The following is a 23,189-nucleotide window of genomic DNA, read 5'->3' as shown; positions in this document are numbered from 1 at the left end:
AAAGATCCGTCAATCAGCAGAGGGCGGCGAGCGCCGCCTTCTGACGTATTACTCGAAGATCGGTTCGAAACCGGCATCACTCAATGCGCTGGCGCGGGCTTCCATCCATGCGCTAGTAAAGGCCTCATCATCACTGGGCGCATCCTGCATAAAACTCTCCCAAGCGCCTAACAGCACGTTCTGGCGCTCAACCAGATTATCCTGGTGCGCCTGCATTTCATCGGTCCATACATCGACCTCTTTGTAGTACTCCACCACGGCGTCGTGGAACGGCACTACCCATTGAAGATCCTGCTGATCCAAGGCATAGCCAAGCGCACCGGGGGCGTTATCCTTGTAGTCGTCAAAATCCTCCTGCATGGCTTTGATCAGACCATAAGCAACATTGTCATCCAGATCTTGATTGGCCACCACGATAGGATACGGATAGCTGGCGCTAGGCACTGGGTTGTCAGCACTGATACCGCCTGCGCCTGACGTAGCTTCATGGGGACGAAAATAAGGCGCCACCGCCGCCATACGCTCCCAGCCTGCTTCATCGTTAGGGTCGAGCACCGGCCAACTGATACCGCGCGGGCTGCTGGCAAGCTGCTGGGCAGGCGGGGTGACGGTAGTGGTAAATGAGGCATCTACATCACCGGCGATAATGCCATCAAACGAGCGGCCGTAGCCTGGGTAATCAACTCGTTCAACGTCATCCCAGGTAAGCCCGCCAAACGCTAAGTACGCTTCAGTGCCTTTATTGAGCGCATCATCGCCGCGTATATAGGCAATGCGTTTGCCCGCCAGGTCGGCGGGTGTTTCAACGTCCAGATCACCCGCCACCGCCAGAGAAAGGCCAAAAGAGGCGGTAGACGTGGTAATCACGCGCAGTGGCTGAGGGCCCCAGTCACGATCGGCAAACATCATCACGCCTTCCGCGCCGTAGTAGCTGGCAATACCGCACGCACAGAGGTCAACACGCCCTTGCTTTAGCGGAGTCATGCGCGAGACATCGTTGTCTCCCGGCAGAATGCGCACCGATGAGTCGTATTTGTTTTGCAGCATATTGCCGATGGCCACGGCTTGAGCGTAACCGCTTGAGTTAGTGCCGTAGGCTGTCCATGCCATGGTGGAGGGCAATTCAACCTCGTTGGCGTAGGCAACAGCGGCACTTAACAACGAAAGTGGCAAGGCGGTAATGAGAAGACGATGGGCAAAAGGGCGCATTGGCAGGCTCCATTATTATGTTTGTAATTACATTTGGTTACTTAGTGTTTTGCTGTGCGGTATTTGGTTTTGCTTGGTGGTCAAGTGATAGTAGGTAAGCTAATGGGGAAATGTCAATGCTGTTGTCAATCCAGACCAAAAACACACTCATCTGAAATGCAAAAAGCCAGGTAAAAACCTGGCTTTTCAAAAGATTGGAAGAGTAAGTCAATTACGAAAACTCTCGCCAGGCCGCGTAGGTGCTCAAAAAAACCCGACCTGTTAGAGCGTCCAGAAAGTCGCTCTTTTTAAGCTTGTCCATGACAGGACCTTTCACTTCCGATAAATGAAGTTTGACGTTGGAATCTTTGAGCCGCGAATTGATGGCATCCAGACTTTCCAAGGCAGAGGCGTCAATCAGGTTAACCGCTGAACAAATCAGTACCACATGCTCAAGTTCAGGATGACTGGCCACCAGGTTATAAACAGTATCTTCCAGGTAGCGAGCATTGGCAAAGTAGAGGCTTTCATCGATACGCAGCAGTGCCACATGGCTAATGGTTTCTACATTATGGCGGTGGGTATTACGAAAATGTTCGGTGTCCGGTACCCGGCCAACTAGCGCACTGTGTGGGCGGCTGGTGCGGTAAAGAAATAGCGCTATAGATAATGTAACACCACTCACAATACCGGCTTCAATCCCCTCGACCAGCGTTAATAAAATGGTCACGGCCATTGCAGAAAAATCGCTGCGCGAGTAACGCCAGGTTTGACGCAGCATGGGAATATCCACCAGCGTTAAAATAGCCACCGTAATGGTGGCGGCAAGGGTGGCAATGGGCAGGTAATAAAGCCAGCCGGTAAATGATAGGGTGATAAGTGCAATGCCCAGAGCGGCAAACGCCCCGGCCGCTGGGGTTTGGGCTCCGGCATCATAGTTGATCACCGTCCTTGAAAGACCCCCCGTTACCGGCATCCCACTGGTAACACCCGCTGCCAGATTGGCGGCTCCCAAGCCAATCAGTTCCTGGTTAGGTGAGATGCGCTGGCGCCGTTTTGCCGCCAGCATTTGACCCATGGACACGGACTCGACAAAACCCACCAGGCTAATCAGCAGTGCCGGAATCAACAATGTCCGCCATAAGGAGGCGTCCGCCCACGGAAAGCTAAGCGCTGGTAAGCCGCTCGGAATAGCGCCTACTACCTCAACGCCTGCCTCTGTGAGTTGCCAATGCCAGGTAATGAACGTGGTTGTAACGACGGCAAAAACAGGCCCCGCCTTGGTGATTAAGTCAGTAAGTGCGGCAGGAAGGCCCAGTACGCTAAACGTTTGCTTCCCATAGCGACGCATGGCAATAAGAAATACCAGCGTGCCTGTACCAATCGCAAATGTGTAGGGGTTAAATTGAGGCAGGTTGGGGAGTAGCGTTATCACACGCTCAATGAGCGTGAAGCCGCTACTGGAGACGCCTAAGATGCTTCCCAGCTGGCTTGCCGCAATGAGTATTCCAGAGGCGGTTAAAAAGCCAGAAATGACCGGATGGCTTAAAAAGTTGCTAAAAAAGCCCATCCGTAGCGCGCCCATCATGACTAATATAGCGCCAGAAAGTAATGAAAGTACCAAGGCTGCCTGTAAGTAGGCGTCAGTGTCTGGCTGCGCTACTGAAGAGAGTGCAGCACCCGTCATCAGCGCGATAATGGCAACAGGCCCTACGGCGAGCGTGCGACTTGTACCCAACAGGGTATAAAGAAGCTGCGGCAGAATGCTGGCATATAATCCGACAACGGCAGGCAGGCCCGCTAGTAATGCATAAGCAAGCGATTGCGGAATGACCATGATGGTCACAATGATCCCTGCTAGCACATCAGCACCCAGTAGGCGTCTATGATAGTGCGGTAGCCAAGTGAGAATAGGTAAATAACGCTTAAACATGGGCTCCGGGCCATCAGGCATCAATGGTTTTTAAGAACCGTTGGTTCTTTTATTAGTCCTTATATTAACGCGTTATGCCAGTAATTACGGCTCGGCTTCTTAAATAAGCCACCTCTCTTCCCCCAAAGTGTTACTTATTTCATCAGCATAACCCGTTAAGCTCGTTAAGAAAATTGGGCGCCTCTTGGCGTTTTACTTACCGCTGTCCACAAAAACGCCGACAAACGCAGCTCGATAACCTTAATTACAAAAGAGTCCCTCTATGCGTCTACTTCGTGTGCTGGCACCATTGATATTGTTCGGATTATCGGTTTGGTTGGTTGCCCAAGCGGGTACCTTTAAATACCTGGCACTTATTTGCGCCGCATTAGCGGGGGCAGGGCTGGTTGCTAATGCGCTGCTCAGTGTTTTTATGGCCGACCAGCAGCGTCTTGCCCAGCCTGTTCGTGGGCCAAAGCCACTCAAGGATTATGCGTCGCTTCGTGCGATGGCGTATCGCTTAATGAAACGGGCAAGCAAAACGGCCATTGCTTCGGCGGAGGTCTCTCACTATGCCGATCTTATGGACCAACGTCTTACCAAGCAGGAGACGATGGCGCATGAAGCATCATCAAGCATGAATGAAATCAATACCGCTATTTTGCAAGTAAGTACGAGCGCGACTCACGTGGCCACACTGGCAGAAAACGCCCGCGATGCCAGCCACCAGAATCATGACGAGCTGACGGATATTGTCAGCGATATGAGCCATGTGGCTGAGCGATCAGATCAGGCGTTAGAAATGTTGACCGCACTTAATGACAAAATAGAGCGGGTGCGCAATGTCACTGAAATGATTGAAGGGATTGCCGAGCAAACCCATTTGTTATCACTTAATGCGTCGATTGAAGCGGCCCGAGCGGGTGAGCATGGCCGGGGGTTTGCCGTGGTGGCTGAAGAGGTACGGAGCTTGGCGCTCAAGACCTCAACCGCGACGCAGAATATAGAAACGCTGGTTAAGGACATGCATCAAAGCGGCCAAGGGGTTGTCTCTACGATGGGCGCAATAATGGTGCGTATTCGAGAGCGCTCCGGGGGGTTGCAACAGGTAGGCAAGCGTTTGGCCACCATTACCCAGCAGTTTGATCAGGTTCAGCACGAGATCACAAGTGTCGCCACCGCCATGGAGAGCACCAAAACCCATAGCCAGACCGTTGCCGAGAGTCTGCGTCAGTTAGAGAGCGACGTAGATGAAGGTAATCGCAATATGCATGATTTGGCTGCGCAAGCCCGTTCGTTAATGGAAGCGGCTGAAGGGGTTGATGGTGAGCTGGCTCAGCAGCGTCTTCAGGGGCGGCATCAACAGGTATTTAAAGCGGCTCGCCAAACGGCTAACCGCATTGGCAAGCTGTTGGAAAAGGCCATTTCCCGCGGAGAACTCGTAGAATCAGCCCTTTTTCAGCCAGATTATCAGGCACTCCCGGGCACCCGGCCAACGCTTTATCGTACAGGGTTTGATGACTTCACCGATCAATATTTACCAAGCGTGCAAGAGCCGCTACTGACGGAGTATAGCTTGAGTTATGCGATTGCCTGTAATCGTGATGGCTATGTGCCTACTCACAATGAGGCGGTTAGCCGACAGCCCACGGGCGATATGGAGCATGATTTAAAGTACTGCCGCAGCAAGCGTATTTTTGATGACGCGACGGGAAGTCGATGTGGTGCTCATCAACACCCATTATTGCTTCAAACCTATAAACGCGATACGGGCGAGATCATGCATGATCTATCGGTACCGATTTTTATCCATGGCAAACACTGGGGTGGTTTCCGGGTAGGCTATCAGCCAGAGGGGGCAGAAGAGGAGAGCTCTGCCCTGACATTATCGCATTCAGGGCAAAAAACGTTAGCGGATAGGGGGCTGGTGCGGGCGTGATTGCCAAGAGGACCATGAATAGAGTGCAAGCCCAAACCAGATCATAATAAAGGTAGCGAGCTGTATGGTACCTAGCGGTTCACCAAAAATGGTTAAAGCGATTATAAACTGAATCGTAGGGTTGATGTACATCAAAAAGCCCAACGTCGAGAGCCGTAAGCGTCGAGCCGCACCCGCGAAAGCCATCAGCGGCAAAGCGGTTATTACGCCGCTTACCGCCAGTAAAACACTCATTGGCACATCAATCATGAAGTGTGAATTACCCTGCCAGCTAAGCCATGTCAGGGCGAGCAGCGCCAGCGGGAACAGCAAAAGGGTTTCTACAAACAGTCCCGATAAACCATCCAGCGGCACTTGCTTGCGAAAAAGCCCGTAGCTACCAAAGCTGAGTGCTAGCATCAGGCTGATCCAGGGCAGCTCACCCAGCAGCGCAAATTGGATGGCAATGGCCAAACCTGCAAGCCCTAACGCCACTAATTGAAGACGTGCCATCACTTCACGCAGTACCAACATGCCCAACGCCACATTAACAAGTGGCGTTAAAAAGTAACCAAGGCTTGCTTGCAGGACCTGGTTGCTTTCCACCGCGTAAATATAAAGCCCCCAATTGAAGCCGATTAACACAGCGCAAATTAGTACACGGCCTAAACGGCGAGGCTGGCTTAACGCCGTTATCACGGGGGACCAACGGCTTAACATCGTGATGAGTACAACAAGAAAGACACACGACCATACTATTCGGTGGATAAGAATTTCAAACGCTGGAATACCGTCAAACAGCGCGAAAAAAAGCGGGAAACACCCCCACATTACATAGGCTGCTAACCCAAATGTGACGCCTTTGACGGCCTGTGGATCACGCGCTGGAGGGAAAAGCATAGCAGCCTCATTATTTAAAAATGCTAATCTACCACATAATTGCAAAAACATACTGGCAAAGGAGACATGACATGAGTCAGCTAAAAACGAGCCTGGTACAGTGCGATTTGCGCTGGGAAGACCCGCAGGCCAACCATGATCATTTGGGCCGTTTGCTGGGAGATCTGGATAGCCGTGACACCGATCTCATCGTATTACCCGAGATGTTTGCAACGGGTTTTACCATGAACTCGCGCGAAATGGCCCAACCCATGGCGCAAAGCCAAAGCGTTGCCTGGCTGCAGGCGCAAGCTAAAGCGCGTAACTGTGTCATAACAGGGAGTGTGGCCATCGTTGATGACGGGCAGTACTACAACCGTATGATATGGGCCACGCCCGAGGGCGATATCCGCCATTACGATAAACGCCATTTGTTTCGTATGGCGGGCGAGCATGAACGCTATGGCATGGGCAGCCAGCGTGAAATAGTCGAGCTCAAGGGGTTTAAGCTACTGTTAAGCGTTTGCTACGACCTGCGTTTTCCTGTTTGGATGCGTCAACAGCCAGCAGCGCAAGAGCACTTCGAGTATGATGCGCTACTTTGTGTTGCCAACTGGCCAGCACCGCGTCGGCAGCCTTGGCGAACGCTGCTTCAGGCTCGGGCGGTGGAAAACCTTGCGTATGTCGTGGGGGTTAATCGCGTTGGTGAAGATGCCAAAGGTCTTGCTTACAGTGGCGACTCCATGCTGGTCGATTTCAAGGGCGAACCGCTCATCGACCATCCTGAAAATACGCCGTTTATTGAAACGGGGACGCTTGATAAAACGGAGTTAAATGCTTTTCGTGAAAAATTTCCAGCCTGGCAAGATGCCGACCACTTTTCGTTACTGCCAGGAGTGGGCCAATAATGCGCCTTGATCGGTTTTTAAGTGAAACAACACCGCTAACGCGTAGCTTGGCAAAACGAGCGCTTAAAAATGGCGAAGTCACGCTTAATGGTGAGCCTATTAAGCAGTCGGCCACCCAGATTGATACCGAGCAGGATGAAGTGAAATTCAACGGCGAAACGCTTTCGCTGGTCGGGCTTCGCTATTTAATCATGCACAAGCCAACGGGTGTTGAGTGCACTGCCAGGCGCGGGCTGTATCCACGGGTGATTGATTTGATTGATTTGCCCAAGGCAGAGCGTCTTCAGCCAGTAGGGCGGCTGGATGTTGATACCACTGGCCTTTTACTGCTGACTGATGATGGCCAGTGGTCACATCGTGTTACTTCACCGCGCCATCGTTGCGCCAAGGTCTATATCGCCGACTTGGCTGAGCCTATGGAAGGCAGCGATGCGGAGTGGGCAATCAATCAGGTAGCCCAAGGCATCCTGCTGGATGATGAAGAGACGCCAACGCAGCCTGCGTTACTACGGTTTATAACGCCTCTACAAGCGGAACTTACCCTTACCGAAGGGCGCTATCACCAGGTTAAGCGTATGTTTGCCGCGTTGGGTAACCATGTTAATGCGCTGCACCGCCAATCTATTGGTGATGTTGTATTAACGGATGATTTGGGCCCCGGTGAGTGGCGCGAGTTAACTCAGGAAGAAATCGCCAGCTTCTAAATTTAGCCGCTAAGCGCACTTGGCCAAACGGCAGTAGGTCAAGTGCGTATCCAAATATTCGGCTTATACCGTTATCTTGTTTTTTTAACAACGTCTACTATCAGAGTCATCTGGTTAAATTTTTCAAAATAAACGTTAAGCAAACAAACGTGGCAAATGGGCGGCGGCAATCAGCGATTGAGTATATGCATGCTGAGGCGAGGCCAGCACGTCAAGGCAGGGGCCCTGCTCGACCACTTCACCATCCTTTAGCACCATAATACGGTGCGCCATGGCACGTACTACGGCTAAGTCGTGGCTGATAAATAGATAGCTAAGCTGGCGATGTTCCTGTAACTGACGAAGTAGCGTCACAAGCTGCTTTTGCACGGTACGGTCCAGCGCTGAGGTCGGCTCGTCCAACACTAGAAGTTCAGGCTCTAAAATAATGGCTCGGGCCACGGCTATTCGCTGGCGCTGCCCGCCGGAGAACTCATGGGGATAGCGCGCCGCACAGCCTTCAGGTAAACCCACCTCAAGCAGCGTTTTTTGTACACGCTGGGTAACTTCATCGAGTGAAAGTGCGGGATAGTGAAAACGTAGCCCCTCACTCACAATATCAAACACCGGCATGCGCGGTGAAAGCGCGCCGTATGGGTCCTGAAATACCATTTGTAAACGATGACGCTGGCGCCGTAGTGCATTGCCTGTAAGCTGGCTCAAGGTGGCATCACCCAAGATAACGTCTCCCTGACTTTGCACCAGGCGCATAATCGCGGATGCCAGCGTCGTTTTACCTGAGCCTGACTCGCCGACAATGCCCAGCGTTTCACCGGCCGAAATACTCAAGTCGGTTGCTTTAAGCGCTTCAAAAGGGGGAGGCTGACGTTTAAATAGCCCGGTTTTGGGGCGCTTAAAACTAACGCTTAGCTGTCGAGCGGTTAATAAGGGCGCCGTATTGGCAGGCGTTGCCGGGCGGCCTTCAGGTTCTGCTGCTAGCAGTGCTTTGGTGTAATCACTTTTAGGGTTTTGAAAAACCTCTTCAACCGGCCCCATTTCCTGAATCTTACCGTGATACATCACGCAAACCCGCTCGGCATAGCGGCTTACAAGATTCAAGTCGTGGCTGATAAACAGCATGCCCATGCCATGCTGATCGCGAAGCTCTTTTAAAAGGCCGAGTATGTCTTGTTGCACGGTGACATCCAGCGCGGTCGTTGGCTCATCGGCGATTAAGAGTGATGGGTTATTGGCAATGGCCATGGCAATCATGACGCGTTGACGCTGACCACCGGAGAGTTGATGAGGCCAGGCATCCAACAGCTCATCAACGCGGGGCAGTTTCACTTGCTCAAGCAGTTCTCTGGCCCGCGCTCGCGCTGCTTGCCCACTTAACCCTTGATGCAGGCGCAGGGTTTCACCAATTTGCTTACTGATACGGTGCAAAGGGTTGAGTGATGTCATGGGTTCTTGAAATACAAACCCTACACGGTTGCCACGCACGCCGTTCCAATCGCGCTCGCCAAGTTGATTGAGGTCAGTATCCTCTAACCAGCGCTCGCCGCTTATCATGGCATTGCGGGGTAAAAGGTTAATAGCTCCCAGTGCTGAAACGGACTTGCCCGAGCCGGATTCACCCACAATAGCCAGCGTTTCGCCTGCATTGACCGTTAATGAAAGCGCATCTACCACTACATTATCATCAAAGGCAATCGTGAAATCCGTTAGCCGAAGTAGTGGTTTAGGCATGTTGGGCGTCCTGCGCAGGCGTTTGGCGCTGATTAACGTGGCGTGGGTCAAAGGCATCACGCAGCCCTTCACCAATAAAGACAAGCAAGGAGAGCATCACGGCAAGCGTCATGAAGGCGGTAATGCCTAACCATGGCGCGTGCAGATTATTTTTACCCTGAGCGGCAAGCTCCCCCAGGGATGGGGAACCTGGCGGCAGGCCAAAGCCCAAAAAGTCGAGCGCTGTTAACGTACCAATCGCCCCGGTAAATAGAAAGGGGATAAACGTTAGAGTAGCCACCATGGCATTCGGCAGGACATGGCGCCACATAATCAGCCGAGACGGCAATCCCATGGCTTTTGCTGCGCGTACGTATTCCAAATTGCGTGCTCGTAAAAACTCGGCCCGCACAATATCGACCAGGCCTAGCCATGAAAACAGCAGCATAATGCCCAGTAGCCACCAAAAACCGGGTTGAACGAAGCTTGCTAAAATAATCAGCAAAAACAGCACCGGTAGCCCCGACCATATTTCAGTGACCCGTTGGCCTATAAGGTCCACCTTGCCGCCAAAATACCCCTGCACACCGCCCGCTAGAACGCCTAACGCCAGCGACCCTGTCGTAAGCACTAACGCAAAAAAGACAGAGAGCCGAAAACCGTAGATAACGCGGGCCAGCACATCGCGCCCTTGGTCATCCGTGCCCAGCCAGTGGCGGCTATCTGGGGGGGCTGGTGAGGGTTGTTGCATCTGCATGTCCAGCGTTTGATAGGAGAACGGAATAAGCGGCCATATGGCCCAGCCGTTGTCGCTAATTTGCTGTTGAATAAACGGGTCCAAATAGTCAGTACGGGTGGGAAGAAAACCTCCAAAATCCGTTTCCGGATAATCCACCAGCAGAGGTGTATACCACTGTCCGTCGTAGTTCAGTATGAGCGGCTTGTCATTGGCAATCAGCTCGGCAAACAGGCTAATAATGAACAGCACGCCAAACAACCAAAGCGATATCCGAGCGCGACGATTTGCTTTAAAGGCGGCTAAACGGCGCTGCGTAATGGGTGATAGTCGTGATGTAAAACCGCTCATTTTCACGACTCCCTCGTTGCAAAGTCGATGCGTGGATCCACCCACACGTAGGTCAAATCGGATATCAGCTTTAGCACGAGCCCGATGACCGTGTACAAAAACAGGGTGCCGAAGATGACCGGATAATCCCGCTGCATAACGGCTTCAAATCCTAGAAGGCCCAGCCCATCAAGCGAGAAAATCACCTCAATTAGCAGGGCGCCGGTAAAGAAAATCCCAATCATCGCGGCCGGCAATCCCGCAATAATGATGAGCATGGCGTTACGAAAAACATGACCGTACAAAATGCGCTGTTCGTTAGCACCTTTGGCGCGAGCGGTGAGCACGTATTGCTTATGAATTTCGTCTAAAAAGCTGTTCTTGGTCAGCATGGTAAGCGTGGCAAAGCTGCCGATAGCGGCCGCCGTGACGGGCAACGTGATATGCCAGAAGTAGTCTTTTATTTTGCCGCCTAGTGAAAGGTCCGCAAAATCTGGAGAGGTTAGCCCTCTGAGGGGAAACCAATCCCAATAGGTGCCGCCCGCAAACAGCACAATCAACAGGATGGCGAATAGAAAGCCCGGTATCGCATAGCCGACAACCACCAGCCCTGAGGTCCACACATCAAAACGTGAGCCGTGGCGCAAGGCTTTACGAATACCCAGTGGAATGGAAATCACATAGACCAGCAGGGTGGTCCATAAGCCCAGAGAAATGGATACCGGCAGGCGCTCAATTATCAGCTCGATCACCGGTCGGTCACGGAAAAAGCTGGTCCCGAAGTCGAGCGTAAGATAATCGGTCATCATGCCGATAAAGCGTTCATGGGCTGGCTTGTCGAACCCAAACTGCTGTTCCAGCTGTTCGATAAAGCGGGGGTCAATACCCCGTGAGCCCCGCGAATCATCGCTTACCTGAACATCCGCGCCGCCCATGTCTAAACGTGTGCTGGCCATGGCGTTGGCGCCTTCAAAACGCGCTAGCATCTGATCAATGGGGCCGCCGGGCGCGGCTTGAACGATCATGAAGTTAAGCAGCATGATGCCAAGCAGCGTCGGTATCATCAGTAGCAGTCGGCGTAGGGTGTAACGTGCCACAGAGTGCACTCCAATCGTTATTATTTAGCCCTTCAGCGACGCCGGTGACGGCGCTGTAATTCTGCTTCACGGTCGGTATCGACCCACCAGGCATCCAAATCCATCGCGTATTCCGGGAAAGGCTCTTGATAGCCGAACTTGTCCCATACTGCAATACGCGTTTCGCCGGAGTGATAGTGGGGGACGGTGTAAAACCCCCAGCGCAGCACCCGGTCGAGCGCGCGCGTCGCCGTATCCAGTTTCTCCCGGTTATCTGCGCTAATAATGTCCTCGATTAACGCATCCACTGCCGGGTGAGCGAGCGCCATTCGGTTACGGCTTTGCGGCGCTTTGGCGGCCTCACTACTCCAGAAGTCGCGCTGTTCGTTACCGGGGTTATTGGATTGGGGGAAATGGCTGATCACAATATCGTAATCGTAACTACGCTGGCGATTAAGATATTGGTTAATGTCCACGATCCGCATGGTGGTCTCTACACCGAGACGCGCCATATTGCGCAGCATAGGCTGTACCACACGCTCAAGACTCGCATCATAAAGCAGCACTTCTAACTGTAGGGGCTTGCCTGTTTCAGTATGAACCAGTGTGCCGTCTTCCACTTGGTAGCCCGCTTCGTGCAGCAAGTCGAGCGCCCGGCGTAAGCGTTCGCGCAGATCCGTCGGTTGGTCGATAGGGAGTGCATCGGTAAATATTCGGTCAGAGCGATGAGAGGCTAAAAGCTCCTCCCGGTAAGGCTCAAGCAGGGCGAGCTCTTCCTCTGAGGGCAGGCCATCAGCTTGCATCTCTGAATTCTGGAAATAGCTTTCGGTACGCTGGTAGGCGTTATAAAAAATATTGGTATTCAGCCAGGGAAAGTCGAACGTCAGGCTGAGCGCTTCGCGTACGCGCGGGTCCTGGAACTTCTCCTTACGAAGATTGAATACGAACGCCTGCATGAGCGAAGGATTTACATCAGGCACCGTGATGCGTTTCACCAACCCTTCGCGATACGCCGGGAAATCGTAGCCAATGGCCCAGGTCGCCGCACGGGCGTCGGTCCTGAAGTCGGTTAAGCCCGCCTTGAATGCCTCCCAGGCAATATCCCTGTCTCGGTAATAGTCGTAAACCACATGATCAATATTGTAGCGGCCGACATTAACGGGCAGGTCTTTGCCCCAGTAGTCGTCGTCCCGCTGATATACGATGCGCCGGCCTGGGTCGACGTCACTGATGCGATAAGGGCCGGAGCCTGGGTGTGTTGCCAGTGTCGGGGCGGTAAAGTCACGGGGTTCCCAGTAGTGGCGGGGGAGGATCGGTAACTGCGTGACGATTAATGGTAATTCACGAGACTCAGTACTGCTAAATTCGAAGCGAACCTGGTGTTCATTTAGCGCAATGGCGTTATCAACACCGGCATAGTAACTGGCGTAAAAAGGATTACCCTCTTCACGCAGCAGGTTAAAGGAGAACACCACATCGTACGCAGTTACCGGCTCGCCATCTTGAAAACGTGCTTCGGGGCGGAGGTCAAACTCAATCCACTCCCGGTCAGGGTCCAAGCGGACGCCCTCCGCCAGTAATCCATACACGCTGAAGGGTTCGCCTGGATTGCTGGTCATTAACGTATCGTATATCTGGCCTACACCGGTGGCAGGCGTGCCACGAATGATAAAGGGGTTGGTGGAATCAAAGCTGCTGCCTACGGCGGTGTGGGTGATGGTGCCGCCCTTGGGAGCCAGTGGATTAACATGAGGGAAGTAGGCGAAGTCGGCAGGTAACTCAGGGCTATCGTAAAGTGACAGCCCGTGCACCGTCTGAATAGAGGTATTGTTGCTTGCGACGCTACCTGCAGGCGTTAGGCTATTTCCAGCCATGATCTGCGGTTGAGGTTCAGCCTCTGTCGGTTCTGCAAAGGCTGACATACTCATGATGAAGCAGCTAACGATTAGCAGCGTCTTTACAAACACACCACGTGGCATTGGTTACGTCCCATGTGAGCAGATCCTGTCAACTCATTGCCCTGAAAGTGTCAGGAGTTGGCCTGGTTGTAAAGCATTAGGTCGATCAAGCGCATTCCAGCGTATCAAGTCATTTTGATTAACTTGGTAGCGGCTGGCGATGGCGGATAGATTATCTCCACGTTCAACACGATGAACATTGGGCGCTTGTGTCGAGGCAAGCTGGCTAGACGTGGTTTGCGAAAGCTGAGCTAATACCTGTGTATCCGCTTCCTCAGGCACTAAAAGCGTTTGTACATTGCGGGGGTCGATGCTGCCGTTAAGCAGCCCCGGGTTTAGCTCCGCTAGCGCTGATTGGCTGACATCTAAAAGCTGTGAGGCTTGAGCAATACTTAAGGGTTGCTCAAGTTTTACTTTGGCAAAGGCCGGGTCCATGTGAATGTCTGGCAGGCTAATATCAAAGCGTTCAGGGTCATTAATGATGGTCGCGATCGCCTTGAGTTTGGGAATGTACTGCATGGTTTCATGCGGTAACGATAGATCCCAATAGTCACCCGCCAGCCCCTGATTTTGTGCCTTGTGTAGAGCGCGATTAACGGTGCCCGCTCCGGCGTTGTAAGCCGCCAACGAAAGCATGATGCCGCCCTCGTACCACTGATCCGCCTGCATCTCAAGGTAATCAAGCGCCGCTGCGGTTGAAGTGAGTACGTCCAGGCGCCCATCATAATTGCCGTTACGAACCAGACCCAACGCATCACCTGTGTTGGGCATGAATTGCCAGAGCCCCGCTGCGCCACGATGGCTACGCGCACTGGGGTCGAAGGAGCTTTCGACAAATGGAATCAAGGCGATTTCGCCGGGTAGGCCGCGATCACTCACCTGTTGAGTGATCCAGGCAAGCCATGGCGTGGCGCGCTCAGTAATCGTGGCTATGTTTTCGGGGCTGGCGCGATAATATTCGATCCACTCATCAACACGGGCCTGAGCGCTGGGGGGCAGTGTTAGCTCCTGCCACTGAAACGTTTGACGCAGCGCTGTCCAGGCATCCTGATGCTGAAGCTCCAGATCTTCCCAGAAACTGGTGTGGAAAGACGTTGGAACCGCCTGCGTTGAAGGCGTGTGCTCTGTGTAGGAAGTATCGCTATTAGAAGGGCTATATGAGATTGCTGAGGCTTGTGAGTTAGCGGCAGCGGCCAATAACAAGCCCATAATTACCGTACTGCCAGCGCTTAATATCAAGCGCTGTCGCATCGTTCGATAGGTCATAGTTTAATTCATTTGTTTTTTGGAGCGTTCTTAAAATCGGTTCTTCCACTCACGTAGAGTGGTGAACGTCGCGAGGTCGTTGTCATTAGCTCCCTGTTCTCCTGCCGCTTGGCGTACGCTTTGGGTACTGACGCGCAGGTAGGGGTTAATTTTTAGCTCGCGTCCTATTGTGCTGGGTAAGGTGGGGCGATTTAATGCCCGAGCCTTTTCACACTCACTTAAGGCATAAGTCACATCGTCATTCTCTGGGTCAGCTGCGTGGGCAAATACAAGATTCGCCTGTGTGTATTCATGAGCAGCAAAGACCAATGTATCGCCAGGTAGTTCCGCGAGTTTGTTCAACGATGTATGCATTTGTTCGGGTGTGCCTTCAAATAAGCGGCCACAGCCTGCACAAAACAGCGTATCTCCACAAAACAGTAGTGCCGGAATACCCGGCGTATAAAAGCTAATGTGATCAAGCGTGTGCCCGGGGGTTGCCATGACATCAAATTGGCGTCCCATCACACGCACGGTGTCGCCATCACCGACATGCTGATTAATACCCTGAATATCCGGATTCGCTGGACCAATGACATGGGGGGAGTAGCGCTTGATGAGCGTTGCCAAGCCCCCCGTATGATCATGGTGATGATGCGTAATCAGAATGGTGTCCAGCGTCAGCGATTCACGCTCTAACAGTTTGATGACAGGGTCGGCCTCACCGGGGTCCACCACGCAAACGCTTTGACTGGTATCTTGTCTCAATAGCCAAATATAGTTGTCGCTAAGGGCGGGAATCGGTGTCACGCTCATCATGGGCGAGATCCTTTTAAGGGTTGCAAACCTGCTGTCATTACGCTGATAAATACGTTGAAAAGACACATAGAAAGCGTTAAAAAGCCGTTACTTTGGAGGGAAGCGCTGTCCATGTCAAATTCGACAACGGCCGATAAGGCGATGACCAGCCGCTTGGTAAATAGCCAAGCCTACTGGAAAATGGATGCTGGTCGATCACTTTGGGACGTGCAACGTGCTTGCCTGGGGCCCGTGGTTGAAAGCCGGGCAGGCAGGCATAGCCTGGAGATAGGCATGGGGCCTTCTTTGATGACCATGTCGTCGATACCTCACGCGGTCCGCTGGGTTCCAACGGTTGAATTTGCCACCAGCCCATCAACGTTGGTCTGCCCACCTGACCGCTTGGCGTTACCTGATCGTTGTATGGACGTGGTGATCATTCACCACTGGCTAGAGCAATTGGAAAATCCCCATCACACCCTACAAGAAGCGGCACGAGTGACGGCTGACAACGGAATGCTGGTGCTATTTGGTTTTAATCCTCTGAGCGTTAAGGGCCTGGCACATCAGTGGCGTAAACGCCGGCCCGAATTCCCTTGGAACGGGCAGTGGCACAAGCTTGGGCGACTACGTGACTGGCTAGCATTTGTCGATTTTGAGGTCGAACGCGTAGACTATTGCTGTTTTAGAGGCTTGCTGAATGCGTCTTGCCCCGAAGGGCGAGAGGCGCTGGGGCGTCGGCATAATTTGCCCTGGGGGGAAAGTTACATGATCCGGGCACATCGTCGCCAGCAGTCGGCTTACGTCAAACGCATTAAGTTTGCGCTACAACGCCCTGTTTCCTCTTCATCGCTCGGTGCTACACGCAGAGGTAAACCGGCGCATAACCAGTCTCATCAGGATACGTAGCGCCAATACCTGTTAATAAAGGATGGAAAGATTGAGTAATCAAGCGGCCGAGCAGCTACCGCAGGTCACGGTATATACCGACGGTGCATGCCGGGGAAATCCTGGCCCCGGCGGTTGGGGGGTGGTGCTGTCTAGCGGCGAGCATGAAAAGACCTTAAAAGGGTATGAGGCTGATACCACCAATAACCGTATGGAATTAATGGCCGCCATTATGGCGCTGCGCACGCTCAATAAGCCGTGTGACATCGCGCTATGGACCGACTCTCAGTATGTTCGCCAAGGCATTACTCAGTGGATTCACAACTGGGTTAAACGCGGCTGGAAAACCGCCGCCAAGCAGCCAGTCAAGAACGCCGAGCTGTGGAAAGCGCTACACGAAGAGACCCACCGCCACAAGGTAGAGTGGCACTGGGTAAAAGGGCATAGCGGGCATCCAGGTAATGAGCGCGCTGATGCGCTTGCCAATGAAGCCATCGATGAGCACCAGCAGAGGAAAGTGTGATGCGCCAAATAATCATGGATACCGAAACGACTGGTATCGACCCCAAGGATGGCCATCGTATTGTAGAGATTGGCGCCGTTGAAATGGTGAATCGCCGTTTTACTGGGCGTACCTACCACCAATACATCAACCCTGAGCGGCATATCGACGCAGAAGTCGTGGCGATTCACGGTATTGATGATGAAAAGGTCGCAAACGAGCCAGTGTTTGCTCAAATAGCGGACGAGTTTTGGGCTTTTATCGAAGGCGCAGAGTTGGTTATTCATAATGCCCCCTTCGATGTGGGCTTTATGGATCATGAATTTGGCCGGTTAAATAAGCAGCGCAGTGGAGCGCCATTAGGTCCGGTGCGCGAGCACTGCCGCATTCTGGATACGCTCACAATGGCCCGAGAGCTGCACCCAGGTCAGCGTAATAGCCTGGATGCCCTGTGTAAGCGTTACGACATTGATAACGGCCACCGCGTGCTCCACGGGGCGTTGCTCGACTCCGAGATTCTGGCCGACGTTTATCTGGCCATGACGGGGGGGCAAACGGCATTGACGCTGGATGCTGCCACGTCTTCAGAAGAGCAGCAGGCCGATTCGTCAAATGAAGGCCTATCGGTTCAGCGGCTAACGCTTACACCCGGTCAGTTGCGTGTCATCCGCCCAAGCGCACAAGAGCACGCCGCTCATCAGGCAAAATGCCAAGCACATAAGCTGAATTGGTTTGAGGAACGTGATCACAATGCTTAGGCGTGAGATTCCCCACCATGTACGTGAAGGGCGCGTTATTCGTCTATCGCGCAGCCAACTGGCGCCAGCCCCTCTATCGGGCGACCAGGAACTGACGCCGCTTCAGCCTTATCAGCCTTGGACTGAACAAATGCAGCCGTTGTGTTATTGGAATGACGAGCCAGTAGCGCTATGGGTTGATAAAGAGCCGGGTGATGGCTGGATTGATGGGCGCCAATGGATGGCAGACCTGCCCAGCGGGTGGTTTAGCTTGATTTCTACCGCGCTTCAGGTTGGCGCATGGCTTGAAAATCACCGTTTTTGCGGACGTTGTGGCGCTGCGGCCACGAGGCTTGAAGCTGAATTCGCCATGCACTGTAATGCATGTGGGCATCGCAACTATCCACGCATTTCACCGTGTATTATCACTCTGGTCACCAGTGGTGAAGCTATGCTGTTAGCACGAAGCCCACGTTTCCCGCCAGGACGCTACTCGACCCTGGCAGGCTTTATTGAACCGGGTGAGTCAGCTGAAGAGGCTGTCCATCGTGAAGTGTTTGAGGAAGTGGGTGTACATGTTGATAAGCTGCGCTACTACCAAAGTCAGGCATGGCCATTCCCACATTCACTGATGTTTGGTTTTTTTGCTGAAGCGACCACGCGGCGTATTAATATCGATGGGGTAGAAATTAGCGATGCGGCCTGGTTTTCGCCGCGGCAACTACCCTCGTTGCCGCCGCCGTACTCCATATCACGTGAACTGATTGAAACGCATTTGGCTAAATGGCGTGAGTAAGCCACTGACAACCTTGCTGAAAAAGTTCACAGCGAGCGTTTAGTTGGGAAACAGGCTGGTGAGTTTGGTGGCCAGCATTACGTTGCCGGTTGCTTTTAACTTGCCAGTCATAAAGGCGGTCATGCCATTGATATCACCGGTCATAATACCTTTGAGGGTATCTGTGCCCATGCTCAAGCTGACCGAAGGGTCATCATGTTCGCCTTCTTGAACATTCAGAGTGCGATTCTTGATAACAAGGTAGTGGTCACCCGCATCTTCAAAGTGAAATTGAAATACTTCGTCCATACCCTCAGCCGCATCCGGATTAAATCGTGCTTTCAACTTATCAAGCGTGCTGTTTGACATAACTATCTCTCCATAGGCGGTAAAATATATAAATGGGTCATCAATGACCCGATGAATGTGAATGAGAGTATTTTAAACAATCGTTTAGTTCAAGCCGTGTGAACGGATATTGAACGATAGTGCTAAACCTCGGCAGGAGCGTATACGTGAGTGAATGGATAGCAGAGATGGGCACCTTTTTGGTGCAAGCGACGATTGTTTTTGGGTTTCTGGGAGGCGTGGCCTTGCTGATCTTGCGCAGCAAAGCGACTCAAGAAAGTGATCTTCGGTTGCATATTGAGCCACTCAATGAGCAGCGCCAGTCGCGTAAGCGCCGTCTTCGTATGGCTACCACTGAGCAGGGCGCGCGCAAAAAGATGCTTAAGGGGTTTCGCCAGGAAGACAAGAGTCGTCAAAAAACAGCGAAAAGCAAGGATGCCACGCCATCAAAAAACAGAGTATGGGTGCTGGATTTCCACGGTGATATCAAAGCTTCTCAAACGGAGCTTTTTGCTCAGGAAGCATCGGCCATTATTGATGTCGCTGAGCCCAATGACGAAGTAGTGGTACGCCTGGAGTCTGCCGGTGGGCTTGTGCATGCCTATGGATTGGCTGCCGCACAACTGGACAGGCTGCAAAGCGCGGGTCTTACTACCACCGTGTGTATCGATAAGGTGGCGGCCAGCGGCGGATATATGATGGCCTGTACGGCTCAGCATATTAAAGCTGCGCCGTTTGCGGTAATCGGCTCAATTGGTGTGGTCGCTCAGGTGCCGAACATTCACCGACTTCTTAAACGTCATGATATTGACGTTGAGCTACTTACAGCGGGTAAGTACAAGCGCACGCTAACGGTGATTGGCGAGAACACCCAGGAAGGCCGTGAAAAATTTGTAGAAAATCTGGAAAATACTCATCGCCTGTTTAAGGACTACGTTAGTAGCCACCGCCCTGAAATGGATATCGATACCCTGGCAACAGGGGAGATTTGGTACGGCAGCGAAGCAGTTTCCAATCAGTTGATCGATAGCCTGGGCACCAGTGAGGCTTATCTGGTTGAACGAATGGCAGACGCCAATGTATACCATGTGCGCCTTGAAGCGCCGAAAACTATCAGCCGCAAAATAGGCTTGGCGGTCTCGGCGGGTGTAGAAAACGCCGCGCTAAAGGCTCTCAGCATGCTGGAGGCCTCCGGCTGGCAGCGTCGGTAGTCTCTAAAAAACAGTGCGTTTTCTTACGTTGTATAGTGCTGCGCTAGGGTATCTAAAATTGCCTTGGCGCTGTCGCTACGCAAGGAGTAATAAATGGTTTGTGACTCACGTCGTGTATTGACCAGCTCATCCCTGCGTAAAATAGCCAGATGTTGCGAAAGCGCCGATTGGCTCAGTGAAAGCTGCTGATTAATCTGCGTGACCGAAAGCTCCTCCTCGGCCAGTAAGCAGAGTATTTGTAGTCGTTTTTCATTCGCCAAGGCTTTTAATAAATTCGTAGCTGATACAAGATTTTGGCAGTTATTTTCGAGCAGACATGCAGCGGCGCTTGAGGACGCAGACATCATAATCTCCTTGCCTACACTGGGTGAGAAGCGGTTAGTTGTAGTGTTTTATAAATGTATTTTTATCAATTGTTATGGCATCGCCGCGGCGCAACGATGATTAATTTAATAATCGGTAATTTAGTGAGTTTTGTCCAAGTCTTCGTTTAACGGTTAATCAATGATAACGCTGGCTCTTTAACGACTTTTCTAGCCCATTGTACGTCTTTAGCCGATAGTATGAGGGTGAGTACGGCAATTACTTTATAAAGTAGAAGCTATTCAGTGTTGCTTCGATAATACAATAAAGACAGGGTCATTATGAGCCGCTACCAAGAAGCCTACCTGCAAGCGAACAGTCAGCCCGAACACTTCTGGGCTGAGCAGGCCAAAAGCCTGCCCTGGTTTACTCCACCCACACGGATTCTGTCCTATGATGACCAGCAGCATGCTCGCTGGTTTAGCGACGGTGAGATCAACATCTGCTATGCCGCGCTCGACCACCATGTTGAGCAGGGCCGAGCGGATCAGCCCGCTATTTACTGGGATTCACCCGTAACGCATGCCAAGGCAACGTTAACCTACCGGCAACTGCGTGACCAGGTAGCCTACTTTGCTGGTGCGCTTTCGGCACTTGGCGTAAAAAAAGGGGATCGAGTGGTGATTTATATGCCCATGATTCCTGAAGCCTTGGTCGCGATGTACGCCTGTGCGCGGCTTGGGGCCGTCCACTCCGTCGTTTTTGGCGGTTTTGCGCCTCACGAGCTTGCGGCAAGAATCGAGGATGCTGAACCCTGCGTTGTAGTTGCTGCTTCCTGTGGTGTTGAGGTGGATAAGGTCATTCCCTATAAGCCAATCATTGACCAAGCGCTGGCATTAAGTACTCACCAGCCGAATGCCTGTGTGATTTATCAGCGTGACATAGCACCGGCAACCTTGGGCGAACGTGATTATAACTGGAAGGATTTAGTGGCCAGCGCCGCCTTTGCCGAATGTGTTCCCGTAAAAGGGACCGACCCTCTGTATATCTTGTACACCTCAGGCACTACGGGAAAACCTAAAGGTGTGGTACGAGATACTGGCGGTTATGCGGTTGCGCTTGAATACTCGATGGAGGCAATTTACGCCCTGGAGCCTGGCGACGTATTTTTTACTGCCTCAGATGTGGGGTGGGTGGTAGGCCACTCCTATATCGTTTACGCCCCGCTACTGCGAGGCTGTACCAGCGTTGTTTATGAAGGCAAACCGGTAAATACACCCGACGCGGGTAGCTTCTGGCGCGTTATTGAGGAATACAACGTCAAAAGCTTCTTTACTGCGCCCACGGCTTTTCGGGCAATTAAAAAAGCGGACCCGGATGCCGCGCTGTTTTCCCGGTACGATATCAGTAGCTTGAAGCACGTGTTTGTAGCGGGTGAACGACTTGACCCGCCTACATTTCATTGGCTGGATGATCTGCTGGATGTGCCGGTGATTGATCACTGGTGGCAAACCGAGACAGGCTGGCCGATTGCTGCTAACCAACCAGGCCTGGCAACAATGCCGATTAAAGCGGGGTCGGCGACCTTGCCGGTGCCCGGGTTTAATGTACAGGTGTTAGGCCGCGACGGCGAACCAGCAGCACCTATGGAGCAGGGGAGTGTGGTTATCAAGCAACCGATGCCGCCTGGGTGCCTGGTGGGAATTTGGCGTGACCCCCAGCGTTTTCATAGCGCTTATATGGCGGCGTTTCCGGGTTACTACTTAACCGGCGACGGCGGCTACTTCGATAAAGAAGGTTACCTGTTCATTATGGGACGCACCGATGACGTGATCAATGTGGCAGGGCATCGGCTCTCCACCGGAGAAATGGAGGAGGTGGTGGGGGCGCACCCTGCGGTGGCTGAATGTGCGGTGATTGGCATCCACGATATGCTGAAAGGGCAAATCCCCCTTGGCCTGGTGATTCCCAAGGATGGATTTAACGGCGATGAAATGGCGCTTGAAAATGAGCTGATCGCGCGTGTCCGTGAGTATATTGGTCCTATCGCATGTTTTAAGCAGGTGCTGGTGGTCAACCGTTTGCCGAAAACCCGCTCTGGAAAAATATTGCGAAAGCTATTGCGCACGATTGCAGATGGGAAGGCGTTTGGGATTCCCTCCACCATTGATGATCCGGCAAGCCTGGAGGATGTGCGTATCGCGATGTGTGAACGCGCCATCGGTGATGCTGATAAAGCAACGGCGCTTGATTGAGTCAATTAAGCACTGATAAGCAGGGTGGCGACTTTTAATGCAGTTAAGAACGCGTATAATGCGCGGCCAGCAGCGCTATGCGCTTTCTTATGAGGGTTCCCTAACCCCTCTTGGCTTGTAAAAAAAGGTCATTTTGCATGTTTGCACTAAGTGATACACAGTACCGCCGTTGCCTCGTGGTAATGGTCGCCTTTCATATCGGTATTATTGCTGCCAGTAACTACCTTGTTCAACTGCCGTTTACGCTCTTTGGGTTCCATACCACCTGGGGAGCGTTTAGTTTTCCGTTTATCTTTCTGGCCACTGACTTAACGGTCCGCCTTTTCGGCAAAAATGCTGCACGCGCCATTATCTTGCGTGTGATGCTGCCCGCTCTAGTCGTGTCGTATGTTGTTTCGGTCGTCTTTCCGCGAGGCAGTTTTGCCGGGTTTGAAGCACTTGGCGAGTGGAATGTGTTTGTGGCGCGCATTGCGTTGGCAAGCTTTCTTGCATACGTCATAGGGCAGTTACTGGACGTGCAGGTATTTGATCGCTTACGCCAATTGGCCTGGTGGGTAGCGCCGGTATGCTCGACGGTGCTTGGCAATCTTGCTGACACTTACGCGTTCTTCTCAACCGCATTCTATAACAGCCCTGACGCCTTTATGGCCGCAAACTGGTTAGAAATTGCCGCGGTGGACTATGCCATAAAGCTCGCCATCAGCCTGCTGTTCTTTTTACCCTTGTACGGCTTGCTGCTTGCCTGGTTGACGCGTCGCTTGGTGGTTTGGACGGGGCATACCGACCTGTCTCCGCATACGGTTTAATAATG

General features: G+C 52.5%; 21 protein-coding genes. 10 read left to right on the top strand and 11 right to left on the bottom strand.

Translation table 11 applies throughout. The features are described 5' to 3' along the window. Positions 1–48: 48 nt before the first annotated feature. Both CZ787_RS16895 and CZ787_RS16890 read right to left on the bottom strand, forming a co-directional pair. Positions 49–1,209 carry a TAXI family TRAP transporter solute-binding subunit gene (locus CZ787_RS16895; RefSeq protein ID WP_087111402.1) on the bottom strand — a complete coding sequence of 387 codons (1,161 nt, stop codon included), beginning with the start codon at positions 1,207–1,209 and terminating at the stop codon, positions 49–51. Positions 1,210–1,420: 211 nt separating this feature from the next. Continuing rightward, the gene (locus tag CZ787_RS16890; protein ID WP_087111512.1) at positions 1,421–3,121 is read right to left on the bottom strand and encodes a SulP family inorganic anion transporter; all 1,701 of its coding nucleotides are present in this window, start codon (positions 3,119–3,121) and stop codon (positions 1,421–1,423) included. Positions 3,122–3,383: 262 nt separating this feature from the next. Between CZ787_RS16890 and CZ787_RS16885 the strand changes: the two genes are divergently transcribed. Further along, a complete protein-coding gene (locus CZ787_RS16885) occupies positions 3,384–5,039 on the top strand; it encodes a methyl-accepting chemotaxis protein (RefSeq protein ID WP_087111400.1) in 1,656 nt (551 codons plus the stop codon). On the opposite strand, the gene rarD is transcribed toward CZ787_RS16885, so the two are convergent. Further along, a complete protein-coding gene (gene rarD, locus CZ787_RS16880; protein ID WP_087111398.1) occupies positions 5,010–5,918 on the bottom strand; it encodes an EamA family transporter RarD in 909 nt (302 codons plus the stop codon). The two genes, CZ787_RS16885 and rarD, sit on opposite strands and share 30 nt — an antisense overlap. A 71-nt stretch (positions 5,919–5,989) precedes the next feature. Here rarD and CZ787_RS16875 point away from each other — a divergent pair, with 71 nt between their 5' ends. Next, positions 5,990–6,805 carry an amidohydrolase gene (locus CZ787_RS16875; protein ID WP_087111396.1) on the top strand — a complete coding sequence of 272 codons (816 nt, stop codon included), beginning with the start codon at positions 5,990–5,992 and terminating at the stop codon, positions 6,803–6,805. Beyond that, positions 6,805–7,509, top strand: coding sequence for a pseudouridine synthase (locus tag CZ787_RS16870; protein ID WP_087111394.1), 705 nt, complete (start codon positions 6,805–6,807; stop codon positions 7,507–7,509). The genes CZ787_RS16875 and CZ787_RS16870 overlap by 1 nt, the downstream gene beginning before the upstream one ends. A 135-nt stretch (positions 7,510–7,644) precedes the next feature. On the opposite strand, the gene CZ787_RS16865 is transcribed toward CZ787_RS16870, so the two are convergent. From CZ787_RS16865 to gloB, 6 genes are all read right to left on the bottom strand, one after another. After that, entirely contained in the window at positions 7,645–9,237 is a 1,593-nt protein-coding gene (locus CZ787_RS16865) for an ABC transporter ATP-binding protein (protein ID WP_087111392.1), read from the bottom strand. After that, the gene (locus CZ787_RS16860; protein WP_087111390.1) at positions 9,230–10,303 is read right to left on the bottom strand and encodes an ABC transporter permease; all 1,074 of its coding nucleotides are present in this window, start codon (positions 10,301–10,303) and stop codon (positions 9,230–9,232) included. The genes CZ787_RS16865 and CZ787_RS16860 overlap by 8 nt, the downstream gene beginning before the upstream one ends. Positions 10,304–10,305: 2 nt before the next feature. Further along, a complete protein-coding gene (locus tag CZ787_RS16855) occupies positions 10,306–11,379 on the bottom strand; it encodes a microcin C ABC transporter permease YejB (RefSeq protein ID WP_087111388.1) in 1,074 nt (357 codons plus the stop codon). A gap of 32 nt (positions 11,380–11,411) precedes the next feature. Further along, the gene (locus CZ787_RS16850) at positions 11,412–13,232 is read right to left on the bottom strand and encodes an extracellular solute-binding protein (protein ID WP_419866542.1); all 1,821 of its coding nucleotides are present in this window, start codon (positions 13,230–13,232) and stop codon (positions 11,412–11,414) included. A 138-nt stretch (positions 13,233–13,370) separates the two neighbouring features. Next, positions 13,371–14,582 carry a transglycosylase SLT domain-containing protein gene (locus tag CZ787_RS16845; RefSeq protein WP_087111384.1) on the bottom strand — a complete coding sequence of 404 codons (1,212 nt, stop codon included), beginning with the start codon at positions 14,580–14,582 and terminating at the stop codon, positions 13,371–13,373. A gap of 30 nt (positions 14,583–14,612) precedes the next feature. After that, positions 14,613–15,380: a hydroxyacylglutathione hydrolase gene (gene gloB, locus CZ787_RS16840; protein WP_087111382.1), complete on the bottom strand. Its 768-nt coding sequence runs from the start codon at positions 15,378–15,380 to the stop codon at positions 14,613–14,615. A gap of 111 nt (positions 15,381–15,491) precedes the next feature. Between gloB and CZ787_RS16835 the strand changes: the two genes are divergently transcribed. Genes CZ787_RS16835 through nudC form a run of 4 tightly spaced genes read left to right on the top strand, consistent with a single transcriptional unit; the run spans position 15,492 to position 18,282 of the window. Further along, positions 15,492–16,268 (top strand): class I SAM-dependent methyltransferase, encoded by a 777-nt coding sequence (locus CZ787_RS16835; RefSeq protein ID WP_087111380.1) that lies wholly within the window; start codon positions 15,492–15,494, stop codon positions 16,266–16,268. A 31-nt stretch (positions 16,269–16,299) separates the two neighbouring features. Next, entirely contained in the window at positions 16,300–16,770 is a 471-nt protein-coding gene (gene rnhA, locus CZ787_RS16830) for a ribonuclease HI (protein ID WP_087111378.1), read from the top strand. Beyond that, positions 16,770–17,507 carry a DNA polymerase III subunit epsilon gene (gene dnaQ, locus CZ787_RS16825; protein ID WP_087111376.1) on the top strand — a complete coding sequence of 246 codons (738 nt, stop codon included), beginning with the start codon at positions 16,770–16,772 and terminating at the stop codon, positions 17,505–17,507. Before rnhA ends, dnaQ begins: the two co-directional genes overlap by 1 nt. Next, positions 17,500–18,282, top strand: a complete 783-nt coding sequence (nudC, locus tag CZ787_RS16820) for an NAD(+) diphosphatase (RefSeq protein ID WP_087111374.1) — start codon at positions 17,500–17,502, stop codon at positions 18,280–18,282. The genes dnaQ and nudC overlap by 8 nt, the downstream gene beginning before the upstream one ends. Positions 18,283–18,321: 39 nt before the next feature. Here the strand turns inward: nudC and CZ787_RS16815 are convergent, their stop codons facing one another. Continuing rightward, positions 18,322–18,630 (bottom strand): SCP2 sterol-binding domain-containing protein, encoded by a 309-nt coding sequence (locus tag CZ787_RS16815; RefSeq protein WP_087111372.1) that lies wholly within the window; start codon positions 18,628–18,630, stop codon positions 18,322–18,324. A gap of 146 nt (positions 18,631–18,776) precedes the next feature. On the opposite strand from CZ787_RS16815, the gene sohB reads away from it, so the two are divergent. Then, the gene (gene sohB, locus CZ787_RS16810) at positions 18,777–19,820 is read left to right on the top strand and encodes a protease SohB (RefSeq protein ID WP_087111370.1); all 1,044 of its coding nucleotides are present in this window, start codon (positions 18,777–18,779) and stop codon (positions 19,818–19,820) included. A 23-nt stretch (positions 19,821–19,843) separates the two neighbouring features. Here sohB and CZ787_RS16805 read toward each other — a convergent pair whose 3' ends face one another. Continuing rightward, a complete protein-coding gene (locus CZ787_RS16805) occupies positions 19,844–20,164 on the bottom strand; it encodes an ArsR/SmtB family transcription factor (RefSeq protein ID WP_087111368.1) in 321 nt (106 codons plus the stop codon). A gap of 300 nt (positions 20,165–20,464) precedes the next feature. Between CZ787_RS16805 and CZ787_RS16800 the strand changes: the two genes are divergently transcribed. Beyond that, positions 20,465–22,378 carry a propionyl-CoA synthetase gene (locus tag CZ787_RS16800; protein ID WP_087111366.1) on the top strand — a complete coding sequence of 638 codons (1,914 nt, stop codon included), beginning with the start codon at positions 20,465–20,467 and terminating at the stop codon, positions 22,376–22,378. A gap of 137 nt (positions 22,379–22,515) precedes the next feature. Beyond that, positions 22,516–23,184, top strand: coding sequence for a 7-cyano-7-deazaguanine/7-aminomethyl-7-deazaguanine transporter (locus tag CZ787_RS16795; RefSeq protein WP_087111364.1), 669 nt, complete (start codon positions 22,516–22,518; stop codon positions 23,182–23,184). Positions 23,185–23,189 lie beyond the last annotated feature (5 nt).

The organism is Halomonas citrativorans (assembly GCF_900163645.1).
Classification (GTDB): Bacteria; Pseudomonadota; Gammaproteobacteria; order Pseudomonadales; family Halomonadaceae; genus Vreelandella; species Vreelandella citrativorans.
This window is presented reverse-complemented; position numbering and strand designations above follow the sequence as displayed.